General features: G+C 71.7%; 12 protein-coding genes. 2 read left to right on the top strand and 10 right to left on the bottom strand.

Annotation, left to right across the window (positions count from 1 at the left end):
• Positions 1-4: 4 nt before the first annotated feature.
• Together ACWENQ_RS15390 and ACWENQ_RS15395 are read left to right on the top strand one after the other, a co-directional pair.
• Positions 5-817 (top strand): patatin-like phospholipase family protein, encoded by an 813-nt coding sequence (locus ACWENQ_RS15390; protein ID WP_449919429.1) that lies wholly within the window; start codon positions 5-7, stop codon positions 815-817.
• 3 nt (positions 818-820) lie between these two features.
• Positions 821-1828, top strand: coding sequence for a 1-acyl-sn-glycerol-3-phosphate acyltransferase (locus ACWENQ_RS15395; RefSeq protein WP_452414642.1), 1008 nt, complete (start codon positions 821-823; stop codon positions 1826-1828).
• On the opposite strand, the gene ACWENQ_RS15400 is transcribed toward ACWENQ_RS15395, so the two are convergent.
• The 10 genes from ACWENQ_RS15400 to ACWENQ_RS15445 form a co-directional block, all read right to left on the bottom strand.
• A complete protein-coding gene (locus ACWENQ_RS15400) occupies positions 1825-2340 on the bottom strand; it encodes an OsmC family protein (RefSeq protein ID WP_452414644.1) in 516 nt (171 codons plus the stop codon). The two genes, ACWENQ_RS15395 and ACWENQ_RS15400, sit on opposite strands and share 4 nt — an antisense overlap.
• Positions 2337-2951 carry a VOC family protein gene (locus ACWENQ_RS15405; protein WP_452414646.1) on the bottom strand — a complete coding sequence of 205 codons (615 nt, stop codon included), beginning with the start codon at positions 2949-2951 and terminating at the stop codon, positions 2337-2339. The genes ACWENQ_RS15400 and ACWENQ_RS15405 overlap by 4 nt, the downstream gene beginning before the upstream one ends.
• Positions 2941-3489 carry an alkylhydroperoxidase domain protein gene (locus ACWENQ_RS15410; protein WP_449919422.1) on the bottom strand — a complete coding sequence of 183 codons (549 nt, stop codon included), beginning with the start codon at positions 3487-3489 and terminating at the stop codon, positions 2941-2943. The genes ACWENQ_RS15405 and ACWENQ_RS15410 overlap by 11 nt, the downstream gene beginning before the upstream one ends.
• Positions 3486-4205 carry a CMD domain protein gene (locus ACWENQ_RS15415; RefSeq protein WP_452414648.1) on the bottom strand — a complete coding sequence of 240 codons (720 nt, stop codon included), beginning with the start codon at positions 4203-4205 and terminating at the stop codon, positions 3486-3488. The genes ACWENQ_RS15410 and ACWENQ_RS15415 overlap by 4 nt, the downstream gene beginning before the upstream one ends.
• The gene (locus ACWENQ_RS15420) at positions 4202-5170 is read right to left on the bottom strand and encodes a putative FMN-dependent luciferase-like monooxygenase (RefSeq protein WP_452414649.1); all 969 of its coding nucleotides are present in this window, start codon (positions 5168-5170) and stop codon (positions 4202-4204) included. The genes ACWENQ_RS15415 and ACWENQ_RS15420 overlap by 4 nt, the downstream gene beginning before the upstream one ends.
• Positions 5167-6642 (bottom strand): dipeptide ABC transporter ATP-binding protein, encoded by a 1476-nt coding sequence (locus tag ACWENQ_RS15425; protein WP_449919414.1) that lies wholly within the window; start codon positions 6640-6642, stop codon positions 5167-5169. The genes ACWENQ_RS15420 and ACWENQ_RS15425 overlap by 4 nt, the downstream gene beginning before the upstream one ends.
• Complete coding sequence (locus ACWENQ_RS15430; protein WP_449919412.1) at positions 6620-7399, bottom strand: ABC transporter permease; 780 nt, start codon at positions 7397-7399, stop codon at positions 6620-6622. Before ACWENQ_RS15430 ends, ACWENQ_RS15425 begins: the two co-directional genes overlap by 23 nt.
• Positions 7396-8301 (bottom strand): ABC transporter permease, encoded by a 906-nt coding sequence (locus tag ACWENQ_RS15435; RefSeq protein ID WP_452414651.1) that lies wholly within the window; start codon positions 8299-8301, stop codon positions 7396-7398. Before ACWENQ_RS15435 ends, ACWENQ_RS15430 begins: the two co-directional genes overlap by 4 nt.
• Positions 8302-8326: 25 nt before the next feature.
• The gene (locus ACWENQ_RS15440; protein ID WP_452414652.1) at positions 8327-9940 is read right to left on the bottom strand and encodes a TIGR04028 family ABC transporter substrate-binding protein; all 1614 of its coding nucleotides are present in this window, start codon (positions 9938-9940) and stop codon (positions 8327-8329) included.
• 133 nt (positions 9941-10073) lie between these two features.
• On the bottom strand, positions 10074-12623 hold the full coding sequence (locus ACWENQ_RS15445; protein WP_452414653.1) for a glycosyl hydrolase family 18 protein: 2550 nt from the start codon (positions 12621-12623) through the stop codon (positions 10074-10076).
• Between the last annotated feature and the right edge of the window lie 110 nt (positions 12624-12733).

A 12733-nucleotide genomic window follows, 5' to 3' on the forward strand; every position in this document is an offset into this window, starting at 1 on the left:
GGTTGTGAGGACAGCGTTCGTGCTCGGCGGCGGTGGAGTGCTCGGGGCGCACGAGGTGGGCATGCTCCGGGCGCTCGACGAGGCCGGGATCCGGCCCGACCTGGTCGTCGGCACGTCGGTGGGCGCGCTCAACGGCGTGCTGCTGTCCGCCTCGCCGTCCGACGCCGTCGAGCGGCTGACCCGGCTGTGGCGCTCCGACGTCGCGCGCACCGCGTTCTCGGGCTCGTGGATGCGGCAGCTGTCCACGCTCGCCAGGACCGGCACGCACGTGCACCCGATCGCGCCGCTCCGGCGGCTGCTGACCGATCTGGTCGGCGTGGCGCTCATCGAGGAGCTGCCCGTCCCCTTCCAGTGCGTGGCGGCCTCGATCGAGCGGGCCAGCGCCCACTGGTTCGCCGAAGGGCCGCTGGTGGAGGCCGTGCTGGCCAGCTGCGCCGTCCCCGGGCTGCTGCCGCCCGTGCGGATCGGCGACGAGCACTACGTCGACGGCGGGCTGGTGCACAGCATTCCCGTCGGCAGGGCCGTCCGGCTGGGCGCGGGCAGGGTGTTCGTGTTGCAGGTCGGCAGGATCGAGCGGCCGCTGGCGGCGCCCAGGCGCCCGTGGGAGGTAGGGATGGTGGCCTTCGAGATCGCGCGCAGGCACCGCTTCGCCGAGGAGATGGCCGCGCTGCCCAGCTCGGTGGAGGTGCACGTGCTGCCCACGGGCCTCGACGCCCCCGTCTCCCCCTTGCGTTACCGGGATCTGTCGCAGATCTCCCGCTCCATCGAGCGGGCCTACACCGCCTCTTCCCGCTACCTGGCGGGCGTGGTCGGATGAGGTGTGCCTCCTCGTTTCGTCCGCAGGCTCGTGCTGGTGCCCCTGCTGATCGTGCTGGCCGTGGCGGCCGTCGTCACGCTGCCCTTGTGGCTGGCGGTGGTCACCGCCGCCTCTCTGCGGCTGCCGCCGCCGCAGCGGCGCGGGGTCCGCTTCCTGTGGTTCGGGGTCTCGTGGCTGGTGCTGGAGTGCGGGGTGCTGGTGGCGTGCCTGGGGTTGTGGGTGGCGGCCGGCTTCGGCGGGCGCCTGCACCGTGACCGCCACCAGGAGCGCCACTACCAGCTCATCCACTGGTTCCTGTCCCGCCTGTACGGCGTGGCGGTGCGCGTCTTCCGGCTGCGCGTGGAGATCGACGAGCCCCCCGGCGACCTACGGCCGACCGGCCCGGTGATCGTGCTGTCGCGGCACGCCGGCCCCGGCGACTCCTTCCTCCTGGTCCACCACCTGCTCGACCGCTACCGGCGGCGGCCGAGGATCGTCATGAAGGCGGCCCTGCAGTTCGACCCGTCGCTCGACGTGGTCGTCAACCGCCTGCCCAACGCCTTCGTCCCCGGCAGGAGGGGCTCGCTCGGGATCATCGACGAGATCCGGCGCCTGGCGGCCACCATGGACGCCGACGACGCTCTGGTGATCTTCCCCGAGGGCGGCAACTTCACCCCGCGCCGCCGCCGTCTGGCGATCAGGCGGCTGGAGGAGAAGGGCCTGACGGAGGAGGCGAAGCGGGCCGCCGCCCTCGACCACCTGCTGCCGCCCCGGCCGGGCGGGGCGATCGCCGCGATCGAGGCGTGCCCGGCGGCCGACGTGGTGTTCGTCGCGCACACCGGGCTGGACGACCTCGTCACGATCGGCGACGTGTGGCACCGGCTGCCGGTGAGCACCCGCATCAGGGCGCGCTGGTGGCGCGTCCCGGCCGCCGAGATCCCCGCGTCACGCCAGGACCGCATCAGGTGGCTCTACGACCAGTGGGAGATCATCGACGACTGGGTCGCCGACAACCGTCCCGGCGGGAGTTAGCCCGCCCGCACCACCTGTCCCTTGATCTCCTGCGGGTGGCGGATCAGGTTGAGGATCGGGCACACCCGCTCCACCTCGGCGTGCAGCCGCGCGAGGTCGTCGTCGGAGGCGGGCGAGTCGATCCGCACCTCGTAGCGGAAGTTCTGCGGGTACACCGGGACGTCGGTGGTGCCGGGCGCCTGGGCGCGCGGATCGTATTCCGCCTCCACCTCCACCGACAGCGCGTCGAGCGGCACCTCCAGCTCGGCCGCCTTGATCAGGAAGATGTGGGTCACGCAGCTGCCGAGCACTCCGGCCTGCAGTTCGGGAGAGCCAGGCCCGAGGTCGTATCCCGCGAAGTCGGGCCCGCTGTCGCTGAGGATCTGGAAGTCCCTGATCCTGATCCTGCGCACCCCGCTGCGGCCCTCGGCGGTGACGCTCGCCCGCAGCGGCACCGGTCCGCCCGGCTGCGCCGCCCGCCTGGCCAGCAGCGCGGCCCGCTTCTGAGACAGGTACTCGCGCAGGCCGCTCACGCCAGCGTCACCTTTCCCTCGGGGGTGTCCAGGACGGCCCGCAGCCCGGCCGCCGGTCCTTCCTCCACGTCGACGGCCGCGCCCACCGCCTCGAGCTCGGCTCGCAGGGCCGCGACGTCGGGCGTGACGGCCGTGAACGACACCAGCGTGAGCTGGGGCAGCCCGGAGGCCGCGGGGTGCCGCGTCGTCCCCCAGTCGATGAGGAACGGCACCGGCCGGACGGCCGCGGGAGAGTCGAAGCGGGTCAGCCGCCACTCCAGCAACGTCCCGTCGGGTGTGCGGCGCGACAGCGGCTGCACCTCGCCCGGGTCGTACCCGCGCTCGCGGGCCAGCGCCACCGTGCGGTCGATGTCGTCGGCGTGGATCGCCCACGCGGCCAGCCGCGCCTCGGTCAGCGTCTCCAGCCCGAACGCCCTCGGCCGGGCGCCCGGCACCTCGGGATCGGGCCCGATGATCTCCAGATAGGCGGTGGGCCCGAGCCCTACCAGGTAGTTGGCGGTGCCGCCGGGATGCGAGCCGCCCTTCACCGGGGCGATGCCGGTCCGCTCGGTGAACTCGGCCACCCCCTTCGCCAGGTCGGGAACGGCGTACACCAGGTGATCAAGACTCATCGGGTTCTCCCAGGGAAAGCATGAGCCGGTTGGCCCAGTTGAAGAAGGCGGTCGCGTGCAGGGCGTCGCTGATGGCCAGGTCGTCGAGCCCCTGCTCGCGCAGGGCCGCGACGTCCGCCCGCGGCGGGGTCGCGGTCAGCGCGACGGCGGCGTCGGCGATCGCCCGCCACCGGCCGTCGAGCTCGGCTTCCACACCCTCGTCGAGCACGCGCTGGACGTCGCCCTCCCGCTTGGAGTAATGGGCGGCGAAGCGGGCGTGGACGGAGGCGCAGAAGACGCATCCGTTGTGGCGGGAGGTGACCGTCGCGGCCAGCTCCCGCTCGGCGCGCGGCAGACCGCCGTCGCCGTTGGCGAAGATGTCGTTGTCGGTCCTCGTGCGCGCGTGCAGGACGCGCGGGTCACGGGCGAGCAGCCGGAAGTACGGCGAGGCGGCCCTGGCCCGGTCGACCAGCGCCTGCCTGTGCTCCTCGGTCAGCTCGTCCTCGGCCAGCGGCTCGATCCACGGCTTCCAGCCGAGGTGGTCCTGGGTGAACTTCACGCGAGCGCTCCCAACGCGGTGACGACACGGATCTGGAAGGTGAGGAAGCCGACCAGCTGCGAGAGCGTGACGATCCCGGTGGTGGACCAGCCGGCCTCGCGCAGCCGCTCCAGCGCCTCAGGGCCGGCCTCCCTCGGGCGGAACACCAGCAGGTGGGCGTGCTCCAGGGCGGCGGCGAGCCTGCCGTCGACCTCCTCGGCCCGGAAGCGGAGCCCCTCGACGTTCTCGTGGGCCAGCTCGGGTTCGCGGTAGTGCCCGTAGGGGCCGCTCGCCCTGCCCGCCTCTGCCTGCGCGGCGATCCGCTTGGCCAGGTCGGGCTCAAGCGCGGCGGCGTAGTGGGCGGTGACGGCCTCGTGCCGGTGCAGGCCCGCGACGAAGGCGGCGACGGCGTGCCGTTCGGCCGGTGTCACCTCCTCCAGTCCGACCTCGCTCACGCCCCGCCCGAGCGTGGCGCCCCCGGCCGCCTCCGCCGTCGCGGAGGGCGAGGCCGGGACAGCGGAGGGCGACACCGGGACAGCGGAGGGCGACACCGGGACGGCGGAGGGCGAGGTCGGCGCGGCGCCGGGCGCGGCCTGCGCCCGCAGCTCGAACGACGGCACGAACAGCGCCTCGTAGGTGCGCTGGGCGTACGCGCGGGCGTCCGGGCGGCGCCTGCGCAGCACGTCGAGCCGGGATCCCGGGTCGACGCCCACCAGCTGGTCGATGATGTCGGTCATGCCTGCTCCGAAGGGGTCCAGCCGAGCGCGGGCGCGACCTTGGTGGCCAGCAGCTCGATCGAGCGGAGGATGAGAGGGTGCGGCGGATCCGCCGAGTGCACCTGGAAGACCAGGTCGGTCACCCGGTCGAGGGTGGTGTCGGCGCGCAGGCTCGCGATCACCTCGTCCGGGGTGCCCACGTGCGTGTCGGCCCACAGGAAGGCGGCCAGCTCAGGCGACTGCCGGGCGGCCCTGGCGATACCCTCCTCGGCGTGGCGCAGGGCCTCGTCCCTGGAGTCGGCGACGAACGCGGTGCGCGAGGCGGCGATACGCGGAGCCGTACCGGGTGGCAGGTTGTCGTAGTAGGCGTCCACGATCGGCTTCTGCACCTGCGCCAGGGTGACGCCCTCGGCGCGCGGCTGGGTGCGCGACAGCATCAGGCCGTTGCCCGCGCGGCCGGCCCGCTCCCCGCCGCCGACGGAGAAGGTGGCCTCCCAGATGGCGCCGAGCAGCCGGGGCGCGGCGGGGTAGAGGTGGTTGCCGCCGCCCAGGTCGCCGCCCGACCAGGCGTTCACGAGAACCGCCAGGTGTTCGGCGTAGATGGCCGAGCGGTCGGCGCTGTCGTGGCCGAAGGCGGCGAAGGACGAGGCGGTGCCTCCGCTGCCGACGCCGACCTCCAGGCGCCCGCCGGACAGCAGGTCGAGGACGGCGGTGTCCTCGGCCACCCGTACCGGGTGTTCGAGCGGCAGCGTGATGATGCCGGTGCCGAGCCTGATCCTGCTGGTCCTGGCCGCGACGGAGGCGAGCAGGACCAGGGGCGCGGGCAGGCCGCCCTCGCTCTCGCTGAAGTGGTGCTGGGCCACCCACGCCGAGTCGAACCCGTTGGCCTCGGCGTGGGCGATCTGCGCCGCGGCCAGCTCGTACCGCTCGGCCGGGCCGGCCTGGTCGAGCAGACGCGTGAAGAAGCCCAGCCGTCTGCGGCTCATCGGACCGGCTCCGGGATCGCCGCGAGCAGCTCGCGGGTGTAGGCGTGCCGAGGTCTGGTGAAGACCTCCTCGGTCGTTCCGGATTCCACGATCTTTCCCTTGTTCATGACGGAGACGGTGTGCGAGATCTGCCGCACGACCTTCAGGTCGTGGGAGATGAACAGGTAGGTGATGCCCAGCTCGCGCTGGAGACTTTCCAGCAGGTCGAGAATCTGCTCCTGGGCGCTGACGTCCAGCGCGGAGACGGCCTCGTCGAGCACCAGCAGCCGGGGCGAGACCGCCAGCGCCCTGGCGATGGCCACCCGCTGCCGCTGGCCGCCCGACAGCTCGCGCGGCCTGCGGGTGAGCAGGTCGGCGGGCAGTCCCACGCGCTCGAGCAGGTCGGCGGCCGAGCCGTCGAGCGCGAAGTTGCGCAGCGGCTCCTCGATGACGCGCCGGACGGTCTGGCGGGGGTCGAGCGAGGCGTAGGGGTTCTGGTAGACGAGCTGGACGTGCCTGCGGAAGTCGCGCCCCCGCTCGGGCGCTCCGGCGACCCTGGCGGCGCCCGAGGTGGGTGTGACGAACCTGGCGATCATGCGGGCGGTGGTGGTCTTGCCCGAGCCCGACTCCCCCACCAGCGCGTGGGTGGTGCTCTGCCGTACCTCGAAGGAGACGTCGTCGACCGCCCGGACGTCGCCGTAGGTCTTCACCAGCCCGGTGGCCGCCACGGCGACGGGCGCCGCCGGGTCGGCGGCCTTGAACGGCCGCTCCGCCGCCGTGAGCACGCGCCGGGTGTAGGCGAGCGTGGCGGCCGGGCCCTGCTCCTCGACGCGGCCGTCCCGCATCACCACGACCCGGTCGGAACGGCCGGCCGCCATGGCGAGGTCGTGGGTGACCAGCAGCACCGCCGTGCCGAACTCGGCGCGCAGGTCGTCGATGAGGTCCAGGACGCGCCGCTGCACGGTGGCGTCGAGAGCGCTGGTGGGCTCGTCGGCGATGACGAGCTGCGGGCGCAGCGCGATCGCCGCGGCGATGAGGACGCGCTGGCGCATCCCGCCGGACAGCTCGTGCGGGTAGCGCGAAGCGTGCGCCTCGGTGAGGCCGACCCTGACCAGCAGCTCGGCGACGCGGTTGCTGATGGCTCTCCGGTCGCCGCGCCGGTGGACGCGCAGCGTCTCGCCGATCTGCGCGCCGACCGTCTTGACCGGGTTGAGCGAGTTGCCGGGGTCCTGGGGCACGAGGCCGATCTGGGCGCCACGTACCGTTCGCATGCGCTTGGCCGACCAGCGGGCGATGTCGGTGCCGTTCAGCAGGATCTGCCCGCTGTCGGCGGGGTGCAGGCCCAGGATGGTGTGCGCCGTGGTGGTCTTGCCCGACCCCGAGTCGCCGACCACCGCGACGACCTCGCCGGGCTCGACGGTGAAGGAGACGCCGTGGACCGTACGGCGCCTGCCGTACGAGACGACCAGGTCACGCACGTCGAGCAAGCTCATCGAGCCTCCTGCTGATCCGGCCCGCGGCGAGCACCACGGCCACGACGACTGCTCCGGGCAGGGTGGTCAGCCACCAGGCGGTCGCCAGGTAGTTGCGGCCCTCGGCGATGAGCAGGCCCCACTCGGGGGTGGGCGGCTCGGCGCCGTACCCGAGGAAGCCGAGCGTGGAGATGGCGAGGATGGCCACGCCGAACTGCAGCGCCGCCAGGGCGATGACGGGTCCGAGCGAGTTGGGCAGCACGTGCCGCCACAGCACCTGCGGGAGGCGCCCGCCGCTGCCGAAGGCGGCCTCCACGTAGTCGGCCCTCCTGGTCCTGACGACCTCCGCGCGGGCCAGCCGGGCGAAGGTCGCGACCGAGCCGATGCCGACCGCGAGGGCGACGTTCACCGTGCCGGGACCGAGCAGGATGATCACGGTCAGCGCGAGCAGCAGGCCCGGCACCGACAGCAGCACGTCGACGACGCGCATGACGACCGTGTCGGCGAGGCCGCCGATCGAGCCGGCGAGCAGGCCGAGCAGCGTGCCGAGCACGAGCCCGACGGCCACCGCGACGAACGCGCCCGACAGCGAGTGCACCGCGCCGTGGACGACGCGGGCGAACAGGTCCCGGCCGACGGCGTCGGTGCCGAACCAGTGCTCGGCGCTCGGCGGCAGCAGCTTCTCGGCGGGCACGCCGGCGATCGGGTCGTGCCCGGTGAACAGTCCCGGCACCGCCGCCCACAGCAGGACGACGGCGACGACCAGCCATCTGATCATCTCAGCCTCGGATCAAGGATCGGGAAGAGCAGGTCGACGATCAGGTTGACCAGCACGAACACGGTCGCGGCCAGCACCACGACGGCAAGCAGCACAGGAGTGTCCTGGGCGCTGACGGCCTGCTCGGTGAGCCTGCCGACGCCGTTCCTGCCGAACACGGTCTCGGTGATGACCGATCCCGCGATCAGCTCGCCGAAGGTCAGGCCGGCCATCGTGAGCGTCGGCAGCATCGCGTGGCGTGCGACGTGCCGCCACAGGATCCACCGGCGTGAGGCCCCCTTGGCGGCCACCACCTGGACGAACGGCTGGGTGGCGGCGTGGTCGATGCCGCGTGCGAGCACCTGGGCGATCGGCGCGCAGATCGGCACGGCCAGCGTGAGGACGGGCAGGACGAGCTGCTGGACCTCGCTGCCGCCGATGACCGGCACCAGCTTCAGCCGGAAGGAGAAAACCTGGATCAGCAGGATGCCCACCCAGAACACGGGGACGGCGACGAACAGCGAGGGCACCTCTCGCAGCCAGGCCAGCAGGCGGTGGCTGGAGGCGAACGCGATCGCCACGGCCAGCACCAGCGCGAGCGCGAACCCGAGCCCGGCCAGCTCGGCCGTCGCGGGCAGCGCCTCGGCCAGCCGTTCGACCACGGGCATGCCGGTGTCGATGGAGTAGCCGAAGTCGCCGCGCAGGAAGCCGAGCAGCGTGTGCAGGTAGGCGGCCGGGCCGTCGCTGCCGTAGTACTCCCTGATCCGGGCGATCTGCTCGGGAGACAGGCCGAGCTCGGGGTTCTGGAACTTGATCAGGATCGCGTCGCCCGGCAGGAGCTGGAGCAGCACGTAGGAGGCGGTGAAGGCGGCCCACAGGACGAGGGCCGCCTGCCCTGCCTTCCTCATGACGTCCACCCTCATGACGTCCACCTCATGACGACCACCCTCATGACTTCCACACCGAGTAGAAGCTCGGCCGGCCGACCGCCTCGAAGGCGACGCCGTGCACGTTGGGCGCGCCGCCGTACACCTGGGGCTCCTCGAACAGCGGGATCGCGTAGGCCTGCTCGACGAGGTAGCGCTGGATCTCGGCGACCTTCTTGTCGCGCTCGCCCGGGACGGCCAGCGCCGACTCCTCCTCCAGGAGCCGGTCGAGCTGCTTGTCCTGGGACAGGATCACGTCGCGGTTCTCGCTGTGGAACTGGCTCTTGATGACGTCCTGGTCGGCGCGGCCCACCATGCTGTGGCTGACGGCCGTCTTCTCGGCGTTCTTGATGTCGACGGCGAGGGTGCCGGCGTCGCCGGGGCGCACCTCGAGCTTCACCCCGAGCTTGGCCCACTGCTGGGCGACGAGTTCGAGCGTCTGCTTCGACAGCGGCTGCGGCAGGGAGACGAAGACGCCGAGCTGGAGCTTCACGCCGTCCTTCTCGCGGACGCCGTCGGCGCCGCGCTTCCATCCGGCCGAGTCGAGCAGCGCGTTGGCGCCGTCGGGGTCGAAGGCGAGCTCCTTCGACAGGTCCACGTAGCCCTGCGCGAGGTGGCTGAGCACCGAGGTCGCCGCCGGGTAGCTGGGCGTGAACAGGGTGTCCACGACCTCCTTGACGTCGGTGCCCTTCTGCAGCGCCTTGCGGACCTTGAGGTCGCTCAGGATGCTGTTGGCGGGCCGCAGGTACAGGCCGTTGTTGACGCCTCTGGTCGGCTCGGCGTAGAGGGTGAAGCCCGCGCTCTTGACCGTCTGCTCGTCGTAGGCCTGGACGTAGCGGACGAAGTCGGCCTGGCCGCTGGTGAGCGCGCCGACCCTGACGTTGTCCTCGGGCGTGACGATGATCTTGATCTCGTCGAGGTAGGCGCGGCCCTGGTGCTCGGACGACGCGGGCGCCCAGTTGTAGTCCTTGCGGGCCTTGAGGTCGATCTGCCTGTCCACGACCTGATGGGCGACGGTGAAGGGGCCGGAGCCGATGACGTTCTTCAGCTGGCACTGCTCCTCGTACGGCAGGCCGATGGTCTTCTTCGACACCAGCCCCGCCCCGATGACCGAGGTGCCCTGCAGGAAGCCGGGCGAGGGCTTGTCGAAGTGGAACCTCACCGTCCTGGCGTCGAGGACCTCGCTGCGCGCGTAGTTGTTGACGAACTCGGCGGGCGGCAGCTTGAGCTTGGCGTCGCCCTTGCCGTACACGTCGAAGTTGGCGGCCACGGCGCTCGCGTCGAGCGGGCTGCCGTCGCTGAAGGTCACGCCGTCACGCAGGTGGAAGGTGTACTCGGTCGCGTCGTCGTTGATCTCCCACTTGGTGGCGATCCACGGCTCGATCTCGAGGGTCCTGGGGTTCTGCCAGGTCAGCTTGTCGGTGAGCTGGTTGAGCAGCCCGCCGTTCGGATAGAACCCGGCCGCCGGCAGGTAGAGGCAGCTCGGCGGCTGGTGCTCGAGATAGGTCAGCGTGCCGCCGTGGACCGGCCGGCCCGGCGCGGCCGCTGCCTTGGCCGTCGGCTCCGCGGTCCCGCCACAGCCCGCGAGAAGTCCCGTGACGGCGAGGAGCACTGCCGCTGTGACGCGTGTAGCCATGGGGAGATCGCCCTTCATTGCGGGGGTTCGGGTGAAAACCACCATAACCTACCGAAATTGTAGGTAAGGACAATGTCCACATGCTGATACGGCTCGCGCCCCCGCTTGAGACGCAAGCCGTATCGCCGCCCGGTTACCTCAGCCCGGCGTCCAGGGCGCCGGTGAGGACGCCGGTGTCCCCCGACATCTCCCAGACCATCGCGCCGAGCAGGTTCCTGCTCCGCAGCCAGGCGGTCTTCCTGCCGATCGACCAGACGTCGTCGAAAGACCACCACTGGCCGCCGTCGCCGGTGAAGCACGACGTGGCCACGGCCTGCTCGTCATGCCGCACCGTGCAGTTCGGCACGCTCGCGACCAGGTTGGCGTAGCCGCGCGTGCCCGCCTCCTCGGCGAACTGGCCGGGCGCGGCACCGGTCGCCGACTGCCACTCCCCCGCCTTGCCGCCGTCGGCGACGCCCTGCCAGCCGCGCCCGTAGTAGGCCAGGCCGATGGTGAGCTTGCGCGGGTGCACCCCCGCCGCCAGGTAGACGTCGATCGCCTTCTCGACGCTGAAGTCGGGGTTGTAGGGGCTGTCGGTGTCGAGGTGGAGGTTGCCCTGGTGGCCGGTGCGGTTGGGCTCCCAGGAGTTGTCGCTGCCCGCGCCGTGGAAGTCGTAGCCCTGGACGTTGAAGATGTCCAGGTGCTTGGCGACCTGCGGCAGGTCCCAGCCCGCCGCGATCTTGGCGGGGTCGGCCGGGGTGAAGGCGGTCAGCTGGTAGCGCCGGCCGGTCTGCCTGGTCAGCTCGTCGAGCTGGCGGCGGAACTCGGCGATCAGCAGCGTGTTGTTGGCCTTGTCGTTCGGGCTGACGTGGTTGCCGGGGTGCCCTTCGGCGCCGGGCCACTCCCAGTCCAGGTCGATGCCGTCGAAGACGCCCGCCGCCGTGCCTGGCCCGCCCGCGCCGCCGGCGACGGGCAGATTGCCCTTGATGTAGATGTCGACGCACGAGCTGACGAACTTCCTGCGCGCGGCGTCGGTGGCGGCCACGTCGGAGAAGTACTTGGAGTAGGTCCAGCCGCCGAGCGAGATCAGCACCTTGAGGTGCGGATGCTTGGCCTTGAGCTTCTTGAGCTGGTTGAAGTTGCCGCGCAGCTTCTCCCACCCGGTGTCGGCCACGCCGTCGACCGACTGCGCCGCGCTGAACGGCCTGCCGTAGTCGGCGTCGGCGTCACCCGCCCCGTCACCCTGGTTCGGGTCCTGCGGGTTCTGCGTGGTGCCCTTGGTGACACCCTGCAGGCAGGTCAGGTTGACCGGGTCGACGTTGCCGAAGGCGTAGTTGATGTGGGTGAGCTTGGCCGCCGCGCCGCTGGTGTCGAGGTTGCGGACGAAGTACTGCCTGCCGTAGATGCCCCACTGGACGAAGTAGCCGACCCGGGCGTAGCCGCTCTCCACGATGTCGGCGGTGGTCACGGTGACCGGGACGCTGGCGGGCGAGAGGTTGTCGTACAGGTCGCGCGCCCTGACGGTGAAGGTGTACTCCGTCGAGGGCGACAGGCCGCCGACGGTGGCTGTCGTGCCGGTGACGCTGGTGGCCGGCGTGGTGCCGGTGTAGACGTCGTAGCCTGCCACGCCCTTGTCATCGGTGGAGGCGGTCCAGGTGAGGGTGACGCTGGAGGAGGTCTTGCCGGTGCTGCGCGGGCTGCCGGGGGCGGTCGGCGGCTGCGTGTCGTCGGCCGGGTCGTTGGTCGTCACGGTCACCGGAGTGCCGGCCGCCGACAGCGTGCCCTTGCGGTCCTTGGCCTTGACGGTGAAGGTGTAGGCGGTGTTGGGCGTCAAACCGGTCACGGTCGCCGTGGTGCCGGTGACCTCGGTGCCGTTGGACAGCACGTAGCCGACGATGGGCAGGCTGCCCTGCCGGGCGGCGTCCCAGGCCAGCGAGACGGTCTTGGTGGTCTTGACCGTCACGCGCAGGTTGCCGGGGGCTCCCGGCGGCGCGTCGGGGGTGCCGTCGCAGTTCACGTCGTTGATCCGGCAGGAGGTGGGCTCGGCGCCTGCCGTACTGACGGTGAACGTCGGGCTGTAGGGCTCGGTCGTCGCGCCCGCGGCCACGGTGGTGTTGTAGTGGGCGGGCGTCAGCGTGACCGTGCGGCCGTCCTGGGCGAGCGAGGCGTGCTGGGCGTTGCTCGCGGTCACCCCCGCGGGCAGGTCGAAGACGATCGTCCAGCCGTTCAGCGCCGTGGTGGAGTTGTTGGCCACCACGACCTTCGCCGAGGTGCCGGTCACCGTGTAGGTGGCGCCGACGGGCGGCGGGGCGGGCGGTTCGGGGCCGCTGCCGTCGCAGTTGGCGCCGTTGATCGTGCACGAGGCCGGCTGGACGGCCGAGCTCAGCGTGAAGGCCGGGCTGTAGGGTTCGGTGTTCCTGCCCGCCTGGACGGTGTTGATGTAGAAGGCCGGGGTCAGCGTCACCCTGGTGCCGTTCTGCGTGAGGGTGGCGTGCTGCGGGTTGCTCGCGGTCACGCCCGGCGGCAGGTCGAAGACGATCGACCAGCCGGTGACGGCGGTGGTGCCGGGGTTGGCGACGACGAACTTCCCGGTGGTGCCCGACAGCCCGAAGGTGGCGGTCAGGCGCGCCGCGGCGCCTGCCGGAACGGCGCCGAGCGCGACGGCGATGAGGACGACGAGCAGCACGATCGGCGATCTGCGCATGCGAGGGATCTTTCTTTTAAGAAAGTTTCCTAAGAGTTTGATCGGATCGTAAGCCCGCCTCCCACCACCGGCAAGACCCAAAGCTTGACCTTGACGTAACGGCAACGTGT

It is taken from the genome of Nonomuraea sp. NPDC004354 (genome assembly GCF_053602555.1).

Bases quoted from the DNA above. Each gene is read 5' to 3' on its own strand.
- ACWENQ_RS15420 (WP_452414649.1), bottom strand. From the start codon at position 5,170: ATGAGCCGCAGACGGCTGGGCTTCTTCACGCGTCTGCTCGACCAGGCC.
- ACWENQ_RS15425 (WP_449919414.1), bottom strand. From the start codon at position 6,642: ATGAGCTTGCTCGACGTGCGTGACCTGGTCGTCTCGTACGGCAGGCGC.
- ACWENQ_RS15430 (WP_449919412.1), bottom strand. From the start codon at position 7,399: ATGATCAGATGGCTGGTCGTCGCCGTCGTCCTGCTGTGGGCGGCGGTG.
- ACWENQ_RS15415 (WP_452414648.1), bottom strand. From the start codon at position 4,205: ATGACCGACATCATCGACCAGCTGGTGGGCGTCGACCCGGGATCCCGG.
- ACWENQ_RS15445 (WP_452414653.1), bottom strand. From the start codon at position 12,623: ATGCGCAGATCGCCGATCGTGCTGCTCGTCGTCCTCATCGCCGTCGCG.
- ACWENQ_RS15405 (WP_452414646.1), bottom strand. From the start codon at position 2,951: ATGAGTCTTGATCACCTGGTGTACGCCGTTCCCGACCTGGCGAAGGGG.
- ACWENQ_RS15440 (WP_452414652.1), bottom strand. From the start codon at position 9,940: ATGGCTACACGCGTCACAGCGGCAGTGCTCCTCGCCGTCACGGGACTT.
- ACWENQ_RS15435 (WP_452414651.1), bottom strand. From the start codon at position 8,301: ATGAGGGTGGACGTCATGAGGAAGGCAGGGCAGGCGGCCCTCGTCCTG.